Genomic DNA, 20,586 nt, shown 5'->3' with positions numbered 1-20,586 from the left:
TGTTATCGGCGACAAAAACAGGCCGGACAATAAATGATGAATGGGAACTAAAATGGGTGTGTTTCACGTTGATATCGTCAGTGCGGAGGAATCCATCTATTCCGGCCCTGCCGAGTTCCTGGTGGCGCCGGCCGAAGCGGGAGAAGTAGGCGTTTATCCTCAACATACGCCCATGCTGACCCGGATCAAACCGGGATCGGTGCGCATCAAGGCGCCGCTTCAGGAAGAAGAGTTGGTCTACGTTTCCGGTGGTATGCTCGAGATTCAGCCGGACGTGGTGACCATTCTAGCCGACACTGCAGTGCGCGGGGCCAATCTCGACGAATTGAAAGCGATTGAAGCCAAGAAACGAGCGGAAGAAGCGATGAGAGACCGGTCCTCCTCCATGGACTATGCACGGGCACAGGCTGAACTGGCCGAAGCGATCGCGCAACTGGCAGCGATTCAAAAACTGCGGAAACGCGGGCACTGAACAACCTGGACTCCAATTAAAAAGGGCGGCAACAACCGCCCTTTTTAATTGGATAAAAGTAAACGTTCCCAAAAGCTTCTGGCGCGGCGGAGTAAGCGCACCATATAACTGGTGCAAGCCGGAGTCCACAAAAATACCGCGAACTTCGTCATTCCGGCTTGCGAGCAAGAGGTCATATAACTTCCACTCAACCTCCGCGAACTCATCATTCATCCGCCCCAAAATACCGCAGGTTTCGTCATTCCGGACTTTGACTCGAGGTGCAGCAGGAAGTATTGCAGCGCACGCGTGAGCCAAAATACTGCGTGTTTCGTCATTCCGGGCCTGACCCGGAATCCAGTAATACCGCTATCCCATCATTCAGGCTTGACCCCCGAATCCAGTAATACCGCTATCTCGTCATTCCGGGCTTGACCCGGAATCCAGGGGTCCATACCAACATGAGCAGTTTTGCACGTCACTAAATAACAACTTCCGCCGGTACGACGTCTATACTTCTACTTCCCATATTCGCCCGATCAACAACAATGAGAATAACGCAAGTTCAACTCCATTATTAGTGCGACATCACACTTGGCGTTCAAGTGCGCTATGTGATAAATTAACCCTAGCAAAAACGCTGGCATGAAACCCCTGCCATTCTTTAAATTCAAGCGACATTGATGGCGACTGCATGCCTGGAGTAGGCCCTGTCGCTTGTCCGACATTCCTTACCGTCCTCTCATTGATGTGTCTAAACTGAATATTGTCATTCTCGCTGCCGGACTCGGCAAGCGCATGAACTCCGCACTGCCCAAGGTTTTGCACCCATTGGCGGGCAAGCCCCTGCTGACACACGTGCTCGACACGGCCCGCGCATTGTCGCCGCGGAGAATTTGTGTTGTCTATGGACATGGTGGCGAAGCTGTGCCTCAGGCAATGGGCGACCCGGCGCTTACCTGGGTACAGCAGATGCCCCAACTGGGCACCGGCCATGCATTAATGCAGGCGCTGCCGCACCTGGATAAACATGGTATGACGCTGGTGCTGTACGGCGATGTCCCGCTGACCAGCATCGAAACGTTAAAAAAACTGATCGCAATAGCGGGCGAAAAGACGCTGGGTCTGCTGACTGTGGAACTGGTTGACCCATCCGGCTACGGTAGAATCGTGCGAAATAGTGTAACAACCAAAATCGCCGCCATTGTCGAGGAAAAAGATGCGAGTCCATCGCAGCGCGAAATCCGCGAAATCAATACCGGCATCATGGTGATACCGAATCAATATCTGCACGACTGGCTGCATAAGCTGGAAAACAACAATGTTCAAAAGGAATATTACCTGACCGACATTGTCGCGATGGCGGTCAGGGATGGTGTCCACGTAGAAGCCACACAGCCGGACTATGCCTGGGAAACGGTTGGCGTCAACAGCAAGGCGCAGCTTGCGGCGCTTGAGCACGTCTATCAGAACGAATTCGCAACAAAATTGCTGGAACAGGGCGTGACCCTGGCAGATCCCGGCCGTATTGACGTTCGCGGTCAACTTGTCTGCGGAAGAGATGTCGAAATCGACATCAACTGCATTTTCGAGGGCGACGTGCAGTTGGACGACGGCGTGAAAGTGGGTGCTCACAGTATCCTGAAAAATGTCAAAGTAGCGGCGGGATCGGTGATCGCACCGTTCAGCCTGATCGAAGCTGCTGAAATCGGAAAAAACTGCCGCATTGGCCCCTACGCCCGCATTCGTCCAGGAACCAGGCTGGCCGATGAAGTTCATATAGGCAACTTCGTTGAAGTCAAGAATAGCGCCATTGCCGCCGGCAGCAAGGCAAATCATCTGAGTTACATCGGCGATGCCGTAGTGGGGAAGAATGTCAACGTTGGTGCGGGGACGATTACCTGCAATTATGACGGCGCCAACAAACACCAGACGATTATCGAAGATAATGTTTTTGTGGGCTCCGATACGCAATTCGTCGCGCCGGTAACAGTGGGGCAGGGGTCTACTATCGGCGCAGGCTCGACAATCACCCGAGACACGCCGCCGGAGCAGTTGACATTGTCACGCGCCAGACAGACAACTATCGAGGGATGGCAACGGCCAGTCAAAAAATCGAAAGCCGACAAATGAAACATGGGATGAACGAATTCTCCCAACCTTGTTTTTCCCGGAAAGATAGTCGAGAGGAGAGCTTCAAATGTGTGGAATAGTCGGCGCGGTAGCAAAAAGCAATATTGTTCCCACCCTGCTGGAAGGTTTGCGCCGTCTTGAATACCGCGGTTATGATTCCGCCGGGATTGCGCTTAACAACGGTGGATTGCATAGATTACGTACCACCGGACGGGTTGCGGAATTAAGCAAACTCGCGGACGAGCAACACTTCAGCGGTGAGACCGGCATCGCTCATACCCGCTGGGCCACCCACGGCGCGCCTTCCGAGCGTAATGCCCATCCACATTTTTCTGGTGAGAAATCAAGGGTGGCGGTGGTGCACAACGGCATCATCGAAAATCATGAGGTGCTGCGTCAGCATTTGCAGAACGTCGGATTCACGTTCACTTCCGATACTGACACCGAAGTTATCGCCCACCTTATTTCGTTTCACCTCAGGAAAAACCCCGATCTGTTTGAAGCAGTATGCCGTTCGATAGGCGAGCTGGAGGGTGCTTACGCAATCGCGGTAATGGAAGAGGCGCGGCCGGAACGCATAGTTGTTTGCCGCAACGGGGCGCCGTTGTTGCTGGGATTGGGCGAAAACGGCAACTACGCGGCCTCGGACGCTTCTGCCCTACTGCAGGCCACCCGGCGCATGATCTACCTTGAAGACGGTGACGTAGCCGAATTGCACCGCGATGAATATCGCATTGTTAATTGCCTGCCCGATCATGCACGCAAGGAAGTCACTCGCTCGGTGCAGGAGAGTGAACTGACCAACGAGGCGGTGGAGATGGGTCCCTATGCTCATTTCATGCAGAAGGAAATTTTCGAGCAGCCGGGTGTCGTTGCGAATACGCTGGAAATGGTCATCAACGCTCAATCCATTTCCCCAGGTTTATTTGGCAGCGAGGCTGAGAACGTTTTCAACAATACCGATAGCATTCTTATACTGGCCTGTGGCACCAGCTATCATGCCGGACTCGTCGCCCACTACTGGCTCGAAACCGTGGCGGGGCTCCCCTGCAATGTCGAGATCGCCAGCGAATACCGCTACCGTAACCCGGCAGTTGGCCCCAACACCCTGGTGGTGGGAATCTCCCAGTCCGGTGAAACAGCCGATACCCTGGCTGCTCTGAGCTATGCCAAATCAATGGGGCATCGCTATAGCCTTGCGATTTGTAACGTGGCCGAAAGCGCGCTGGTTCGGCAAACCGACTTGCGCTTCCTCACCCGTGCCGGACCTGAGATCGGCGTAGCCTCTACCAAAGCATTTACGACGCAGTTGGCCGCACTGATGCTGCTCACCATAACACTCGCAAAAATGCGGGGCAGATTAACCGGCGAGGCCGAGCGCGAGATGATCGCCGCCCTGCGTCATCTGCCTGTTGCGCTACAGCATGCGTTGCAGGTCGAACCGCAGGTCAAAGCCTGGGCCGAACGATTCGCCCAAAAAAGCCACGCACTGTTTCTGGGCCGGGGCATGCATTATCCCATCGCCATGGAAGGGGCGCTTAAGCTCAAGGAAATATCATACATCCACGCAGAAGCCTACGCAGCCGGGGAGCTGAAGCATGGCCCGCTCGCGCTGGTGGACAAGGATATGCCGGTAGTCGCCATCGCCCCCAACGACACGCTGCTGGAAAAACTCAAATCCAATCTGCAGGAAGTCCGCGCGCGCGGCGGCGAACTTTATGTTTTTGCCGATGCCGATTCCCGTATTCAGGAGAGTGAAGGCCTGCACGTCATCCGTCTGGCGGAACATGCCGGTCTGCTCAGCCCCATCCTTCATACCATCCCGCTGCAATTACTTGCTTATCACGTTGCGCTGCAAAAAGGTACCGATGTGGATAAGCCGCGGAATCTGGCTAAATCGGTGACCGTAGAATAATTAAATTAATTCGATGCGATAACTTCGACTTAATCTGACAGATGATGTCGCGTCTAAAGGGGAGCAAACGACGCTGATCGATAGTTCGATGGCCGCCCCAGGCGGCCAGTTCGTTTCAATCATTACGACCCTGTCCGTTGTCTTTTGCGATCCTGTCTCTGTGACTGCGCACGCGCGCCACTAATAATTTCCTCTTGGGCCCGGAATTCAAATATGCGCGGTAGCGAATGGAAGCCGCAGATCTACTTGAGTTCTTCACTACAAGCTGATTCTTCTCGTTCTTGACTTGTTTTTCGCTATAGCTTCATCTATAAACAAATGCAGATGGCCTTTTATCGAAGTTCACCTATTTATTCCATAGAGGGCATTCAATCTGAAGGATCAAACCAAGATAAAGGAGAAGATCATGTCAGACATTAATATTTTTACCAGTGGCGATAATACTGAGGAAATGCGTTGCACGTTATCAACATCCAATGGGCAAGCAAGTGCATCGAAATTCTGTCTCGCACAAAATTCAGATAGTTGTTTTCAAACACTAGCGATAACGCTCAGCCGTCTGCCCGGGGTAGGTGCCGAAGAGCCACAAAATCCCGATAGTTTTCTCGCCGAAATCTCGGAACGACGATGTGACGTACCAGAGCCGATGGATAGTGCCGGTTCCATACGTACCCGCTCGAAAAAACGTGCAACGGGAGTCGATGAGCAATAGCTCGCCCAAAGTCCCATCTGAGCTCTGCTGCCGAATCACCCCGGCACCGGCATGGCGCAACCATCGATAGCGAGGTCTAATTCCACGAATCGAAGACAGACCACTGTTCTTGCTGCTTCAGTCGTCCGTGCGACCAAAACTGGGGGTTATCCTCTATTTCATAGCGCAGCTTCCGGTTGTCCGGCGGGTAATAACCACGCCCTGTTTCACCCCTGTCTTCTAATTCTCGGCAGCGGGCCAGCGTCCCGATCACTTGTGTTCCAAGTCCGATTCAGGCATCAACCACTTTGCTCCATCCCGATCGCCACCAATACGAAGACCGAGTCGAAGAGAAAGGAGCGTCCGGCAACACCATTATCTAAAATTGTCGAAAATATCAAAATCTCGCCTATGAAGCATGGTTGAAGGAGGCAGCACGCCGCCGCCCTCTGGCGCCATCTCGAAAGAGCCGCAAAAAAGCGCGCCAAAGATTCGCCAAACCCAAGCAAAATGAGCAACTGCATCTATTCTTAATGAGAATAGCGGGTGTCTGCCAGGCAGGAAGGCGGGGTTCCACAAACCTTGATATAGAAAATCCAACTATGGAACGAGAAGAAGATCCGCTATGGTACAAGGACGCCATCATCTATCAATTGCACGTCAAGACGTTCTTTGATAGCAATGGCGACGGCATCGGAGATTTTCCGGGCTTGATCTCCAAGCTCGATTATCTGCAGGAACTGGGCGTGAACACGCTCTGGCTCCTTCCGTTCTATCCGTCGCCGGGGCGCGACGACGGTTACGATATTGCCGACTACCACAACGTGCATCCGGATGTTGGTGACATGGCGGACTTCCAAAAGTTCATCAACGAAGCGCATCGCCGGGGGCTGCGCGTAATCACCGAACTGGTAATCAACCACACTTCCGATCAGCATCCGTGGTTTCAGGCGGCGCGGCGTGCTCCCAAGGGTTCGATCGAGCGCGACTACTATGTCTGGAGCGACGACGACTCCAAATACAGTGGCGCGCGCAGCATTTTTACCGACATAGGACGGTCCAACTGGGAGTGGGATGAGGTAGCCCAGGCCTATTACTGGCACCGCTTTTTTTCCCACCAACCGGACCTGAATTTCGCCAGTTCCCATGTCTTCAACGCCATCATGCAGGTGATGCGGTTCTGGCTCGATGCAGGGGTTGATGGCATGCGCCTTGATGCGATGCCTTATCTGTGCGAGCGCGAAGGTACCAACTGCGAGAACCTGCCGGAGACCCACGCGGTGATCAAGCGCATGCGGGCCGAACTGGATAAGCACCACCGCAACCGCATGTTTCTGGCAGAAGCGAATCAGTGGCCAGAGGATGTACGCGAGTATTTTGGCGATGGCGACGAATGCCATATGGCCTTTCACTTTCCCCTCATGCCGCGGATGTATATGGCTATTGCGCGCGAGGACCGCCATCCGATCGTGGAGATCATGGAGCAGACGCCCGACATTCCGGACAGCTGTCAGTGGGCGGTGTTTCTGCGCAATCACGATGAACTGACCCTGGAGATGGTTACGGACCGCGAGCGGGACTATCTCCATCAAACGTATGCGGTTGACCCTCAGGCGCGCCTCCACCTCGGCATTCGCCGCCGGCTCGCGCCACTGCTGGACAATGACCGGCACCGAATTGAACTGATGAATCTGCTGCTGATGACCATGCCGGGATCGCCAATTCTCTATTATGGCGACGAGATCGGCATGGGCGACAACCTCCTTCTTGGCGACCGCAACGGTGTGCGGACCCCAATGCAATGGCTGGGAGGACTCAACGGGGGATTTTCCACCGCTGATCCTGGACAGCTGTTTCTATCGCCCATCGTCGATCCCGTATATGGTTTTGCAGCCGTGAATATGGATTCGCAGCGTCGCAACTTATCGTCGCTGCTCAACTGGACGAAACGTCTGATTGCGATGCGAAAGGCACACCACGCCTTCGGACGGGGCACACTCCGCTTTCTGCGACCGGGCAACCGCAAGATTCTCGCCTATCTGCGCGAGCACGAGGATGAAACGATTCTGTGTGTGGCAAATATGTCCCGGACGGCGCAGGCAGTGGAGCTGGATTTGAGTCCGTTCAAGGGCAGGGTACCCGTTGAATTGATGGGTCTCACGGCGTTCCCCCCAGTCGGCGAGTTGCCGTATCTTCTCACCCTGAGTGGGTATGGGTTCTATGCCTTTCGCCTGGCCACGGATGTTGTGGCGCCCCCGTGGCACGAGGAGCGCCAGTTGTCACCGGATCTGCCTGTACTGATACTCGTGGAGACCGGGTGGGACACCTTGTCTGGCCGCAATGAGGACAGCGGAGGCAGGAACCAGTTGATGGCCCGGCGCGCACGGGAGCAGCTTGAGCGGCAGATCCTGCCGCGCTTCTTCCGTTCCCAACCATGGTTCGGAAACAGGAATACGACCGTGGAAAAATTCGAATTCGGCGAGATGCATGAGTGGTTCACCGAATGCGGCAATTGGCTGCTAGCCATCGTTATGTTAACGCTCGGCAGTGGTGAAACGCATCGCTATGCGGTGCCACTCGCCCTGGCGTGGGAGGACGAAGACGAGAGTCTTGTGGGCAAGCTGCTCCCTGCGACCCTGGCAAAGGTGCGGCGGCGCGATCGAATGGGGATGCTGTTCGACGCATTCTGGGATGATGGTTTCTGCCGTGCGGTGATATCGAGCATGGAAGAGGGCTCGACGCTCGCCTTTGATAGAGGGCAGGTTTGCTTCCGGGCAACAAGTGCTTTTCCCGGCCTCGCCCATCCAGGGAATAAGACGGAGGTGACACGAACCGTATCAGAACGCGGTCGCCTGCTGGTAAATCTGGGTGACCGGCTGGTGTTGAAGGGTTATCGCTGGCTGCTCGCGGGTGTACATCCGGAACTGGAAATGTCCCAATTCCTGACGGAGACGGCGAAATTCACCCACATGGCACAACTGGCCGGCACCGTTGAGTACTTGGATGACGAGGGGGACGGTGCAACGCTGGCGATCCTGGAGCGTTACGCGGAAAACCAGGGTAGTGCGTGGGCTTATACACAGAACTATCTGGAGCGGTACCTGGACGAGTGCCGTACACAGCAGAAGCGCCCCATTGATTCGCGGCATGCCGCCTATATGGCTCTTATCAATACGCTGGGCCTGCGCACGGCTGAATTTCACCAGGCACTTGCGCAGCCGGATCCGGCCGCTGCCTTTGGCAGCCAACCGATCACGCACGAAGATGTTGCCGAGTGGGTGAACAATGTTCGAACCCAGATGGACGAAATGTACACATTGCTGGAAGCGCAATTGCCGCAACTGCCCGATGCGGCGAAGCTGATCGGCAACGACCTCCTTGCAGCTCGACCGCGGTTCTACCGGCGCATCACTCGCGCGGCAGCGGTACGCCCCAAGGCGATGAAGGCACGCTGTCACGGCGACTACCATTTGCGTCAGGTGTGGTTGTCAAACAATGATTTTCTGATCACCAATTATGGCAGCGGGCCTGAACGGGCATGGCGGGAGCGCCGCTGGAAACATACCCCGCTGCGCGATGTGGCAGGCATGCTATTTTCGTTTTGGGAGGCAGCCGCAGCCGCGCTGGAGCATGTGACCGCAGAATATCCCGCAGCAGGCGCTGCACTGCAGCAGCATGTGGAAAACTGGCGAGCGCTCGCAACCAGCGATTTCTTCAAAAGCTATCGCAGGGCAATGAAGGGGTACGCCCTGTTTCCTTCCGATGCGTCGGCCGTCGATACGCTGGTCACGCTGTTCATGGTGGAAAAGGCCGTTGCAAGCGTGAGCAGCGCGCTCTCTGAACATTTGAAAACAGCGGACGGGTCCATGCGGCGGTTAATCCAGCTACTGCAACGCAGGAAATAGGATGTACGCGTGCTGACGCGAACCTATGACATGCCCCATGGGGCACAAATCACAGAACAGGGAGTGCGCTTCGGTCTTTGGGCGCCCAGCTGCAAACAGGTGCGGCTGTGCCTGACCGATGGGCGGCAGGAGCAGGTGCTCCCCATGGACGCACGCGGCGGCGGCTGGTTTAAGTTGACGGTACCGGAAGCGGGCGCGGGAACGCGCTACCGGTTCGAGGTGAACGGCGCCCTCCGCGTTCCAGACCCGGCTTCCCGTTTCAATCCAGACGATGTGCATGGCGCAAGCGAGGTGATCGATCCCGCGGCCTTTGCCTGGCGCGACGCGACGTGGCGAGGACGCCCATGGGAAGAGGCCGTGATTTATGAGCTGCACGTCGGTACGTTCTCGCCGGAGGGAACCTTTACCGGAGTGACTCAACGGCTGGACTATCTCGTGGAACTAGGGGTCACGGCCATCGAACTCATGCCGGTGGCTGATTTTCCCGGTTCGCGAAACTGGGGCTATGACGGTGTCCTGCCCTATGCGCCTGATAGCCGCTATGGCCGCCCGGACGATCTAAAGGCATTGGTTCAGGCGGCACATGCACGAGGCCTGATGGTTCTGCTTGATGTGGTCTACAACCACTTCGGGCCGGAGGGGAATTATCTCTACGTTTATGCAAAAGAATTTTTTACCGAGCATCACCACACACCTTGGGGTGCGGCCATCAATTTTGATGGTGCCCACAGCCGGGAGGTGCGGCAGTTCTTCATTCACAACGCGCTATATTGGCTGCAGGAGTATCACCTGGACGGCCTGAGGCTCGATGCGGTGCATGCTATCATCGACGATTCAAATCCACACATTCTCGTCGAACTGGCGGAGCGCGTACATTCCACTATTGGACATGAACGCCACGTTCATCTGATTCTGGAAAATGACGCCAACAATACGCGCTATCTGGGACAGGGGTGGTACGTCGCCCAATGGAATGATGACATTCACCATGCGCTGCATGTCCTCGCAACCGGGGAGAGCGATGGGTACTACATGGACTATGCTGACGATCCCGTGCGACACTTGGGACGCTGTCTGGCGGAAGGATTTGCCTATCAGGGAGAGGTATCAGCCTACCGGGAGCACGCGGCGCGCGGTGAGCCGAGCGCTAACCTGCCACCACAGGCCTTCGTATCCTTTCTGCAATCTCACGACCAGGCAGGCAACCGGGCTTTCGGCGAGCGCATTACGCATATCGGTCACGAGGCCGCGATAGGTGCCGGGGTTGCCGTCTATCTGCTGGCGCCAAGCATTCCCATGCTGTTCATGGGCGAGGAGTTTGCTGCGAAGTCGCCTTTTCAGTTCTTCTGTGACTTCGGGGAGGAACTGCGCAGAGCCGTGACGCAAGGTCGGCGCCGAGAATTCGCCCGGTTTGCGCGCTTTGACGACGCTGCAATGCAGGCCGCCATACCAGATCCCAATGTGGCGCAGACTTTTCTCAACTCAAAAATCGACTGGAATTCCCTCAAGGAGGAGGTGCATATTGGCTGGCTGGACTATTACCGCAACCTGTTGAAGCTTCGGAGGGAAGTCATTACACCCCGCCTGTCCGGAATGAAGGGTCGCTCCGCGCACTTCGAAGTGTTCGCAACAGGTGGCCTGCGAGTGCAATGGCAACTGGGTGACGGCTCGACGTTGCGGCTGCTGGCGAATTTTTCGAGAGAGAGCGTGCACACGGCCGCGCCAGCCGGCCACATCGTATTTGCCTCCTCGCTTGGTGCAGCAAAAAATATGCTTGGTCCTTGCTCCGTCGTGTGGACGCTTGAGCCGGTCCCATTCGCTGGCGGGAGGGAAATATCCCGTTGGGATTTCGGGACAATAAATACTGGGTCATCCCGCCAGTCATCGTCAAAAATCCGAAGCTAAGGGAAAGCTAAAGGCATGAGCAATCCGCTTGATCAATTGTGCGATTTGTATGGCGTGCTGCCCTGGTACAGCGATATCTGGGGAAATATCCACCACACCTCCAAGCCCGCCAAGCGCGCCCTGCTAGGCGCATTGGGGGTGGCAGCAACTACTGAAGATGAGGCTGCCGCATCCTTGTACGCTTTCAAGCGGCGCAAATGGGAGCGCGCGATGCCCCCGGTACAGGTGGTGCGCGAGTCGGCGCGGCCTTACCGCATTACCATCGCTCTCCCTGTTACCGAAGATAAACTGGTCTATCGCTGGTATTTGCGTAGGGAGTCTGGTGCCGAGGACGGCGGAGAATTCACACCCTCAGAGATGGAAGAGATCGAGCGCTCTCGTGTTGACAGTCTCGATAATCTCGACGGGCAGGAATTCGTGCGGCGCGCGCTGGCGCTGGACCTCCCAGTGGAACCAGGCTATCACCGCTTCTCGATCGAACGGGCAGACGGTCGCGGTGTTGCTGGCGAGATGCCGTTCATCGTTGCCCCCGCCGCCTGTTACGAGCCGCTGTCCATTGAGGGCGAGGGGCGCGGGTGGGGGCTTGCCCTCCAGCTCTACGGCATACGCTCCGAGCGAAATTACGGTATCGGAGACTTCGGGGATCTTCGCCGCGCGATCGAAATTTGCGCCGACGCTGGTGGAAGCACGCTGCTGCTCAACCCGCTTCATGCGTTATTTCCAGACGCTCCAGAGCACGCGAGCCCATATAGTCCCTCCAGTCGCACCTGGTTCAACCCGCTTTATCTGGATGTGGAGGCCATCCCCGATTTTCCGGAGTGCGAGGAAGTGCGCTCAATGGTACTTGCGCCACAGTTCCAGGCGCAGCTACGGGCGCTTCGCGCCGCCGAACAGGTGGATTACCGCAGTGTCGCAGAGGTGAAATCGAAAGTTTTCGGTTGCCTGTACCGGTATTTCCGCAGTGTTCACCTGAGCCAAAGTACCGACAGGGCGCGAGCTTTTCGCGCCTTCCAGTCCGAACACGGCGAGAGCCTGCGCAAGCAAGCGTTGTTCGAGGCGCTACAGGAGTATTTCCGTGCACAGGACAGCGCGGTATGGGGCTGGCCTGTCTGGCCGGAAGCCTATCGGGATCCAGATGCGGCGGAGGTGGCAGCGTTCTGCGAGGCCCATCTCGACCGCGTGGAATACTTCGAATACCTGCAGTGGCAGGCTTCGACGCAGTTGGGCGCGGCCAGGACGCAGTCATCGGAAATGGGACTCGGTGTGGGCGTGATGCTCGATCTGGCAATCGGTGTGGCGGAAGGCGGCGCCGCTACTTGGGCGGAGCGCAGCCTTTATGCACTGGACGCGCGTGCAGGCGCCCCGCCGGATGATTTCAACCGTCGCGGCCAGGATTGGGGGCTGCCCCCCTGGATTCCCCATCAACTGACCGCGTCGGCCTACGCGCCTTTCATCGAAACGCTGCGGGCCAATATGCGTGGTTCCGGTGCGTTGCGCATAGACCACATCATGGGACTGCGCCGTCTATTCTGGGTCGTGCGAGGTCTGCCCGCAGCGGAAGGCGCATATGTGCTCTATCCGTTCGAAGATATGCTCGGCATTCTGGCTCTCGAGAGCCAGCGGAACCGTTGTCTGATAGTAGGCGAGGATTTGGGGACAGTGCCGGATGAAGTACGCGAAGCGTTGCAGCCCATGAATGTGATGTCGACACGGCTGTTGTATTTTGAGCGTCGCGACGACGGAAGGCTGAAACCGCCGCAGGAGTATCCTGTGAATGCCGTCGCGGCGGTGACGACTCATGATCTCCCGACCCTGGCTGGATTCTGGCAGGGCCTCGACATTGATCTGCGCGACGTGCAACATCTGTATCCTGATGATGAGTCCCGCAATCGGCAGATCGTTGAGCGCGCGGCAGACCGCGCGCAGCTATTGGTGGCGCTGGAGGGCCAAGGCGTGCTGCCGTCGGGCAGTGGACTACACCAGGTCGGCTTTCCCGAAATGACGGCGGAGCTCGCGGCGGCGGTGTATACCTATCTGGCACAGGCGCCGTCCAAGCTCCTGCTGGTGCAGATGGAAGACGGCTTCGGGGTGCGCGAGCAGCCGAATTTGCCAGGCGCGGTAGAGCCCGCCTACCCTTGCTGGCGGCTCAAGCTCCCGCTCAATCTCGAGGAGTGGCACAAAAGCGCCCATTTACGCGGTATATTGCTTGCGCTGCGGCGGGAACGTCCAGCATCGCAGATGCCGGGTTCCGCCAGTCCGGTAGCCAAACAGGGTATAAAGCTGCGGATTCCGCGGGCAACTTACCGGCTGCAATTGAATCGCGACTTCAACCTGAGACAGGCTGCGGAATTGATTCCGTACCTGGATGAGTTGGGTGTCAGTCACTGCTATCTCTCACCCATTCTCAAGGCGCGTCCAGGCAGTCGCCACGGCTACGACGTCACGGACCATGGCAGTCTCAATCCCGAGGTTGCCAGTGCAGCTGACTTCGAACAGTTCGCCGTTGCCTTAAAGCGGCGCGGAATGGGCCAGATCATGGACTTGGTGCCCAATCATATGTGCATCACGGGTAGTGATAATGGCTGGTGGCTGGACGTGCTGGAAAACGGCCCGGCTTCCTGTTTCGCCCGCTACTTCGATATTGACTGGTATGTTATTGGAGAGCACCTGCCGGGGCGCGTGCTGCTGCCTGTACTCGGCGACCATTACGGCGCAATCCTGGAGAATGGCGAACTCAAACTTGCCTTCGACTCCGAACAGGGTTCGTTCAGCGTCTTCTATTACGAGCATCAATTTCCCGTGGACCCGCGAGAGTATCCACGCATTCTGGGTCACGAGGTGGAACGGCTGCAGATGCGGCTGGGCGGCCAGCACCCGGAGTTTCTGGAACTCCAATCCCTGATCACGGCCTTTAGCCACCTGCCATTGCGCGACAACGTTTTTCCCGAGGCAGTGGCTGAGCGAGCCCGGGACAAAGAAATACACAAGCACCATCTGGCCTCCCTGTCGGCGATGAGCGCGGACGTTGCACAGTTCATCCAGGAGAATGTGTCGGTATTCAACGTGTTCAACGATGGCGCGTCGGATGACACCAGGAATCTTGATCTTCTGCACGAACTGTTGGAGGCCCAGGCCTATCGTCTCGCTTTCTGGCGTGCGGCTGCGGACGAGATCAACTACCGCCGCTTCTTCGACATCAATGATCTGGCGGCGCTACGCATGGACAACCCGAAGGTGTTCGAGAGCACACACCGGCTGGTGCGCGAGTTGCTTGCACGAGGGTATGTCGATGGGTTGCGCATCGATCATCCGGACGGTTTATACGCACCAAAGGAGTACTTGGAGCGCTTGCAGGCAATGGCGGCGGCGCTTTCTCCGGGGCCGGTGAAAGACGACGGCAAGTCGCTGTACATTGTGGTGGAAAAAATACTTGCTTCCCATGAGCATCTTCCGGAGTCTTGGCCGATCCACGGCACGACCGGCTATGACTTTGGCGCCATTTGCACCGGCTTGTTTGTCGACAGCCACTCTGCTGACCGTTTCACCCGTATCTATCAGCGCTTTATTCGGGCACGACCGGACCTGGACGCAATGGTGCGAGCGAACAAGCATCTGATCATGGAAAGCGCCCTCTCGGGCGAACTACAGGTGTTGGCTACACAGTTGGCGCGCATTGCGAAAGGCGATCGCCGCACCTGCGACTATACGTTCAACAGCCAGCGCAGCGCGCTGGCCCAGATCGTGGCAAGCTTTCCGGTTTACCGCACCTATGTCTCCGACTGCGAAAGCTCCGCGGAAGACGCCCGCTATGTGGATTGGGCGGTTGGGGTAGCGAAAAAGCGCAGCCAGGCGACCGATACCAGTATCTTCGATTTCGTGCGGGATGTGCTGCTGGCGCGACAGGCCAAGGGTAAGAGCGACGCATATCGGAACGCGGTTTGTACCTTTGCCATGAAGTTTCAGCAGTACAGCAGTCCTGTGATGGCCAAGGCCATGGAGGACACCACCTTCTATCAGTACAACCGATTGATATCGCTGAATGAAGTCGGCAGCGAACCGCACCGTTTCGGCGTGTCGCTCGCGGCATTCCACAGGGTGAATCAGGAACGCATGGCCTGTTGGCCGCATGCAATGCTGTCCACCTCGAGCCACGACAATAAGCGATCGGAAGATGTGCGAGCGAGAATAAGCGCGCTCTCCGAAATACCCGATCAATGGAACCTCGTCATTTCACGCTGGAGCAAGCTCAACCGCAGCAACCGCCGAAAGCTGGATAAGGATTATGCGCCGAGTCGCAATGATGAGTATCTGCTATATCAGACTCTGCTCGGCATATGGCCCTTTGACACCCTGGACGGGCCAGGCGACGCAGCCGAGTTGGCCCAACTCTCTGATCGCGTCACCGCCTACATGCTCAAGGCTGGACGTGAGGCGAAAGTGAATAGCTCCTGGATCAATCCAAACAGGGAGTATGAGGAAGCGACGCAAGATTTTGTGCGGACACTTCTCTCGCCTCAATCGGTCAATCTGTTCCTGCGTGATTTCCTGCCGTTCCAGCAACGGATTGCGTGGCTGGGCGCGTTCAACAGCTTGTCGCAGTTGTTGCTCAAACTCACATCACCGGGAGTGCCGGACATCTATCAGGGCAACGAAGTATGGGACTTCAGCCTGGTAGACCCGGATAACCGGCGTCGGGTGGACTACAGGGAGCGCTGTGCGGCCCTGCGAGCGATCCGGTCGATGGACGAGGGTGCCAGCACATGTGCTCAACGGCTGATGGAGAACATGCGGGATGGCCGGATCAAGCTCTATTTGACCTGGAAGGCGCTCATATTCCGACGCGAGTGCGAACAGCTTTTCCGGGATGGTGACTACGTGCCTCTAAAAGCGCATGGTCGTCGCGCCGAGCATGTGTGTGCCTTTGCCCGGCATCATGGAAACGAGACCCTGTTGGTCGTTGTACCGCGGCTGTTCGATAAACTCATCCGGGAACACGGCCAATTTCCAGTCGGCGAAGCGTTGTGGGCCGGCACTTGGCTGGAGTTGCCGCCCGACAGCCTGCACGAGAAGTGGACCAACGTATTGACGGGCGAGACTTTCACCGGGCAAAGGCCGAGGGAAGAGCGTGGGCTCGAGTTGGCCCAAATTTTCAGAACATTCCCCTATGCGCTGTTATACGCGCCTGACACCGGAGGCTAACCGAGATTATCGCAGACCTGCGAGCGCTACCATCGCATCTGTATTACAGAGTTGTATTAAAGAGCGGCGGCGGGACTGAATTTCTGGTGGGCAACAAGCCTATTCTTAGGCTTGGCGCTGCAGGATCACCAAAGACCTCGGCGCTACTGCCAGGCTTGCGCCGGCTTCGAGCGGCGATGGGTCATCGACATCCTCATCCTGTAGCCAGCCCTCGTCCGTGTCGAGCACCTTCAGCCAGCGTAATCCCCAGCGGTTCGGAGGCAGGATAAAATCGGTTGCCTCGAAATGGACGTTGAAGATCAGATAAAAGCTGTCATCTGTAACCGGTTCGCCACGGGCATTCGGATTGGGAAAACTTTCTCCATTGATGAAAACCCCCAGGCTCTGGATCACCTCGCCGCCCCATAATTCCTCTCTCGCCTGTTCCCCCATGTGATTGAACCAGGCGATGTCGTCCTGGTCCCCCCCGTGGATGGGCTGACCCTGAAACCACCGGCGGCGGCGGAAGACCGGGTGCTCATGACGGAACTGAATGAGGCGTCGGGTGAATTCCAGCAAACCCGCATCCAGATTGCCCCAATCTATCCAGGAGATCTCGTTGTCCTGGCAGTAGGCGTTGTTGTTCCCCTGCTGGGTGCGCCCGATTTCGTCACCTCCGAGCAACATGGGCACACCCTGTGACAGCATCAGGGTAGTCAGAAAATTGCGCTGCTGCCGGGCGCGAAGGGCGAGCACTTGCGGGTCGTCCGTGGGACCCTCCACACCGCAGTTCCAGGAGCGATTATCGTCGTAGCCGTCCCGGTTGTCCTCGCCGTTGGCCAGATTGTGTTTCTCGTTGTAAGACACCAGATCGCGCAGGGTGAACCCGTCGTGTGCCGAGACAAAATTGATGCTGGCGAACGGACTGCGCGAGTTCCCGCCGTAGAGGTCGGAACTCCCGGTAAAGCGGTAACCGAACTCGCTCAGGGTCTCTTCCTCGCTGCGCCAGAAGTTGCGCAGGCAGTCGCGATACTTGCCGTTCCATTCTGACCAGCCCGACGGGAACTTGCCAATCTGGTAACCGGCTTCGCCCAAGTCCCACGGTTCAGCGATCAACTTGATCTGATTCGTTACCGGATCCTGCTGGATGATGTCGAAAAATGCGCTCAACATCTGCACTTCGTGCAGTTCGCGCGCCAGCGCGGAGGCCAGGTCGAAGCGGAAGCCATCGACGTGCATTTCCAGCACCCAGTAACGAAGCGAATCCATGATCAGTTGCAATACGTGGGGCTGACGCATATTGAGGCAGTTGCCTGTGCCGGTGTAATCTCTGTAATAACGCCGATCCTCCATCAACTGATAGTAATAGGCATTATCGATCCCCCTGAGACACAGTACCGGCCCCAGGTGATTGCCCTCGGCGGTATGGTTGTACACCACGTCTAGGATGACCTCAATGCCGGCCTGATGCATGGCCTTGACCATCTGCTTGAATTCAGCGCCGGCCGCGCCCGGCCGTTTGTCTGCGGCATAGGCGCCATGAGGCGCCAGGTATGAAATCGAGTTATAACCCCAGTAGTTGCACAATCCCCGATCGATAAGGTGTTTATCATGCACAAAATAGTGCACCGGCAACAACTCGACAGCAGTGACGCCAAGCTGTTTCAGATATCCAATCGATGTGGGGTGACCAAGCCCCGCGTAGGTTCCGCGCAATTCGTGTGGTATGTCGGGATGCTGGGCTGTAAAGCCCTTGACATGCAACTCGTAGATGACCGTTTCGTGCCAGGGCCGTTGTATCTGACGATCGCCGGCCCAGTCAAAGAAGGGCTGCTGGACAATGCACCGCGGCATGAAGGGCGCACTGTCCCTGTCATTGGATACGTTGGGATCCGCATCGAAATGGTAGGGGAATACGGCTTCGTCCCAGGTAACGTCGCCGTCGATGCCTTTGGCATAGGGATCGAGCAGGAGTTTGGCAGGGTTGCAGCGATGGCCTTGCTCCGGTGCCCATGGCCCATGTATGCGGAAGCCGTAGCGCTGCCCCGGTTCCACGCCGGGAACATAGCCATGCCAGCAGTGGCCTGTTGCCTCCGGCAGATCTACCCGGGTTTCCCGGTTGAGCTCATCGAAGAGGCACAGCTCGACACGCTCAGCCACTTCAGAAAATAGCGAGAAGTTCGTTCCCGCCCCATCGTAGGTTGCCCCAAGCGGGTACGGGTTTCCTGGCCATACTTTCATCGGAAGCATTGGCCCTCCAGCCACAATAGTCGCATGCACCGTTTACCAAGGAACCTTTGAGCAAGTTCTCCGCGCGGTCGGTTCCAGGCAAAATCGGGATGACCACAAGGCGTGCGATGAAGATCGCAACTTGGACTACGATGCAAGAGACTGCGAGGAAGCAGCGTCTTGCCAAAGCAGGGCCCGAGGAACTCATGAAGCAGGTCGGGAGCATACACGGACACAAAACTTATGTTATATCGGTAAGTTTCCGCTGATTCCCCGCAATTTTATTTTTTCTCGGAAATCAATTTTGTATCATCTCCGGTTTACTTGATTGTTTAAAACGAGGTCAGAAAATACGACTGATAAGGAAACTATAGCAGCAACCGGAATTTTTGCCCGGAATTGGCGACGGCATCTGGTTTTCATGCGTGGCGAAATGAGTAACATAAGCATTTCCCGGAGCCGGCGACGTGATCAGCACTGCCACGCTTAGCCCGGTTGATACCCCGCTTCGATATCCCAAAGTATAGTAGGTGACGAGGTGCTATAGCAGACCATCGGTATGATGCGCCCGGATTCGGCTTACATCCTTCGGACCGAACCGAATATCGCGCGCAGGCGAAACACGAGCGGCGTCGGCAGCTTCTGGAAAATGAGCCTGGCGACGGCTGACTCGATAGCCTTCGATCCATAAATACAGGGACGCTAATGGCCGGATTGTTGGGGAGCAAACGTTGAGCGACCGTCGAAGGGTATATCCTGGTGCAGGGTGCCGGACCGGCGCCGCAACTGACAAGCCATGAGACGGTGCGCATTATGAACGCGGGCGTCGAGGAGGCTAGGGGTGGGAAGGAAGAGGCTTTTTTCTAAGTCTACTACCCTGTAAGGAGGCGGGACCCCGCTGTAAGGCAACAACAACCAGCGCCGGTATGATTATGATGGGTCCAGCCAAGTATGCCTGTTACTTCAAATACCGTTTAAGAAGATTTATTAGGCTCTTCATCCCATATTTGTCGAATTCCATAAAGCACCGTCACGACTGGGACGACAAAAAGAAACGTCTTCAACCACTCAATAAATTCCATTTGATCTTTATCCTCAAAAAAGTATTCAGTCTTAAAAACCTTGCACTTTGCAACCATTCAGCCATCTCCCCTATAACAGACTCGCTCCGCCTTTCCCGTAGGGTTTGGTGTTTGTTTGTGAAATTATTGTTATGTTTATGTGAAGAATATGTGAATAAATAACCTTTGTCAAGTTATGGGAAGTAGTTGAGATTAGCTCCGATAGGCGCAGCAAAGGGTGGTTCACCTGCGCACTTGGGCGTGCTGCCGCCTGCACAGAAGGATGAACCCGGCTCACGCAAGCTGCTATCGTCCGCTGGCGGGCCCTAACAAGGCAACAGTGGCCGCGTCTACAGGCATGTGCTCAACGCTGTTCAAGCCTGCCGCCATCGTGACGCTGGGCTTCTTCCGCCAAGTCGATGGTTAAACATGGTGTACATCAGGTAACCGCGGCTCTTGGGGGGCATTGCGCTAACCGCTATGGGACTTCATTTACTGCTGCTGCGCTAAAGTGGCTTGAGCTTACCGATCAAGCTGCCGTGTTGGCAGTAGCGCGCGATGGTTTCATTTACTGGCTGATCCAAGCCGCCGCGCCTGTACCCTCCGTGCTTACTTATATCCCGGAACACCTGTACCCCAATCATCACTGGACCGGTTAAATAATGCTTTCAGGATAAATCGGAAAAACCAGGGTTCTCGTGTTTGGCCTGGTTCTGGCATCCAGAATTAGAAGCTGAAGAATTCCGTTTTCAGGTAGCGGGAACCGCACACATTCTTCAGTCGGCCGGGCTCTAGGTGTTTAGTCCCGGGCCCTAAAATCCCCATCATCAGGCAACGATGAGTTTTGCAATGCTATTACCGATAAGTAAGGGCGCGAGGGCAGGATTTGGAGTGGCAAATCAAGCCGCACAGGTAGCTACAGCAGATACTCTCCACGGAAATTCAAGTGAATTAGCGGCAAGATCACGCAGGCAATGACAGGCAAGGCGTCGATAATCTTTACATTATCTAGCCGCCTTAAAAAATACAAACAACTAGTTATTTGTTTTATAAGGGAAAAAAATACGGGCACAAAATATGCTTGAGCTCGAGCCTGAGCTTTAGCTCAAGCTCAAACT

Annotated in this window: 10 protein-coding genes; 9 read left to right on the top strand and 1 reads right to left on the bottom strand. The window is 56.2% G+C overall.

The window, feature by feature from the left end:
- The first annotated feature begins 52 nt into the window (after nucleotides 1-52).
- From CRO05_RS01285 to CRO05_RS01255, 7 genes are all read left to right on the top strand, one after another.
- Nucleotides 53-472 carry a F0F1 ATP synthase subunit epsilon gene (locus CRO05_RS01285; protein ID WP_097065487.1) on the top strand — a complete coding sequence of 140 codons (420 nt, stop codon included), beginning with the start codon at nucleotides 53-55 and terminating at the stop codon, nucleotides 470-472.
- A gap of 777 nt (nucleotides 473-1,249) precedes the next feature.
- Nucleotides 1,250-2,584 carry a bifunctional UDP-N-acetylglucosamine diphosphorylase/glucosamine-1-phosphate N-acetyltransferase GlmU gene (gene glmU / locus CRO05_RS01280; RefSeq protein ID WP_235001333.1) on the top strand — a complete coding sequence of 445 codons (1,335 nt, stop codon included), beginning with the start codon at nucleotides 1,250-1,252 and terminating at the stop codon, nucleotides 2,582-2,584.
- Nucleotides 2,585-2,651: 67 nt separating this feature from the next.
- Nucleotides 2,652-4,499, top strand: coding sequence for a glutamine--fructose-6-phosphate transaminase (isomerizing) (glmS, locus tag CRO05_RS01275; RefSeq protein ID WP_090882734.1), 1,848 nt, complete (start codon nucleotides 2,652-2,654; stop codon nucleotides 4,497-4,499).
- Nucleotides 4,500-4,905: 406 nt separating this feature from the next.
- A complete protein-coding gene (locus CRO05_RS15280; protein WP_143860876.1) occupies nucleotides 4,906-5,211 on the top strand; it encodes a hypothetical protein in 306 nt (101 codons plus the stop codon).
- Between the two features lie 581 nt (nucleotides 5,212-5,792).
- Entirely contained in the window at nucleotides 5,793-9,095 is a 3,303-nt protein-coding gene (treS, locus tag CRO05_RS01265; RefSeq protein ID WP_097065485.1) for a maltose alpha-D-glucosyltransferase, read from the top strand.
- Between the two features lie 9 nt (nucleotides 9,096-9,104).
- Nucleotides 9,105-11,000: a malto-oligosyltrehalose trehalohydrolase gene (gene treZ / locus CRO05_RS01260; RefSeq protein ID WP_235001238.1), complete on the top strand. Its 1,896-nt coding sequence runs from the start codon at nucleotides 9,105-9,107 to the stop codon at nucleotides 10,998-11,000.
- A 15-nt stretch (nucleotides 11,001-11,015) separates the two neighbouring features.
- Nucleotides 11,016-16,199: a malto-oligosyltrehalose synthase gene (locus tag CRO05_RS01255; RefSeq protein ID WP_097065483.1), complete on the top strand. Its 5,184-nt coding sequence runs from the start codon at nucleotides 11,016-11,018 to the stop codon at nucleotides 16,197-16,199.
- A gap of 105 nt (nucleotides 16,200-16,304) precedes the next feature.
- Here CRO05_RS01255 and glgX read toward each other — a convergent pair whose 3' ends face one another.
- Nucleotides 16,305-18,428, bottom strand: coding sequence for a glycogen debranching protein GlgX (glgX, locus tag CRO05_RS01250; protein ID WP_235001237.1), 2,124 nt, complete (start codon nucleotides 18,426-18,428; stop codon nucleotides 16,305-16,307).
- 538 nt (nucleotides 18,429-18,966) lie between these two features.
- On the opposite strand from glgX, the gene CRO05_RS15980 reads away from it, so the two are divergent.
- Nucleotides 18,967-19,098, top strand: coding sequence for a hypothetical protein (locus tag CRO05_RS15980; RefSeq protein ID WP_255405848.1), 132 nt, complete (start codon nucleotides 18,967-18,969; stop codon nucleotides 19,096-19,098).
- A gap of 789 nt (nucleotides 19,099-19,887) precedes the next feature.
- A complete protein-coding gene (locus CRO05_RS01245) occupies nucleotides 19,888-20,127 on the top strand; it encodes a hypothetical protein (RefSeq protein ID WP_097065482.1) in 240 nt (79 codons plus the stop codon).
- The last annotated feature ends 459 nt before the right edge of the window (nucleotides 20,128-20,586 follow it).

The sequence above is a fragment of the Nitrosovibrio sp. Nv4 genome (assembly GCF_900215485.1).
In the GTDB taxonomy this organism is placed as follows: Bacteria; Pseudomonadota; Gammaproteobacteria; order Burkholderiales; family Nitrosomonadaceae; genus Nitrosospira.
Note: the sequence above shows the minus strand (reverse complement) of the source record. Positions and strands in the feature narration are given on the sequence as shown.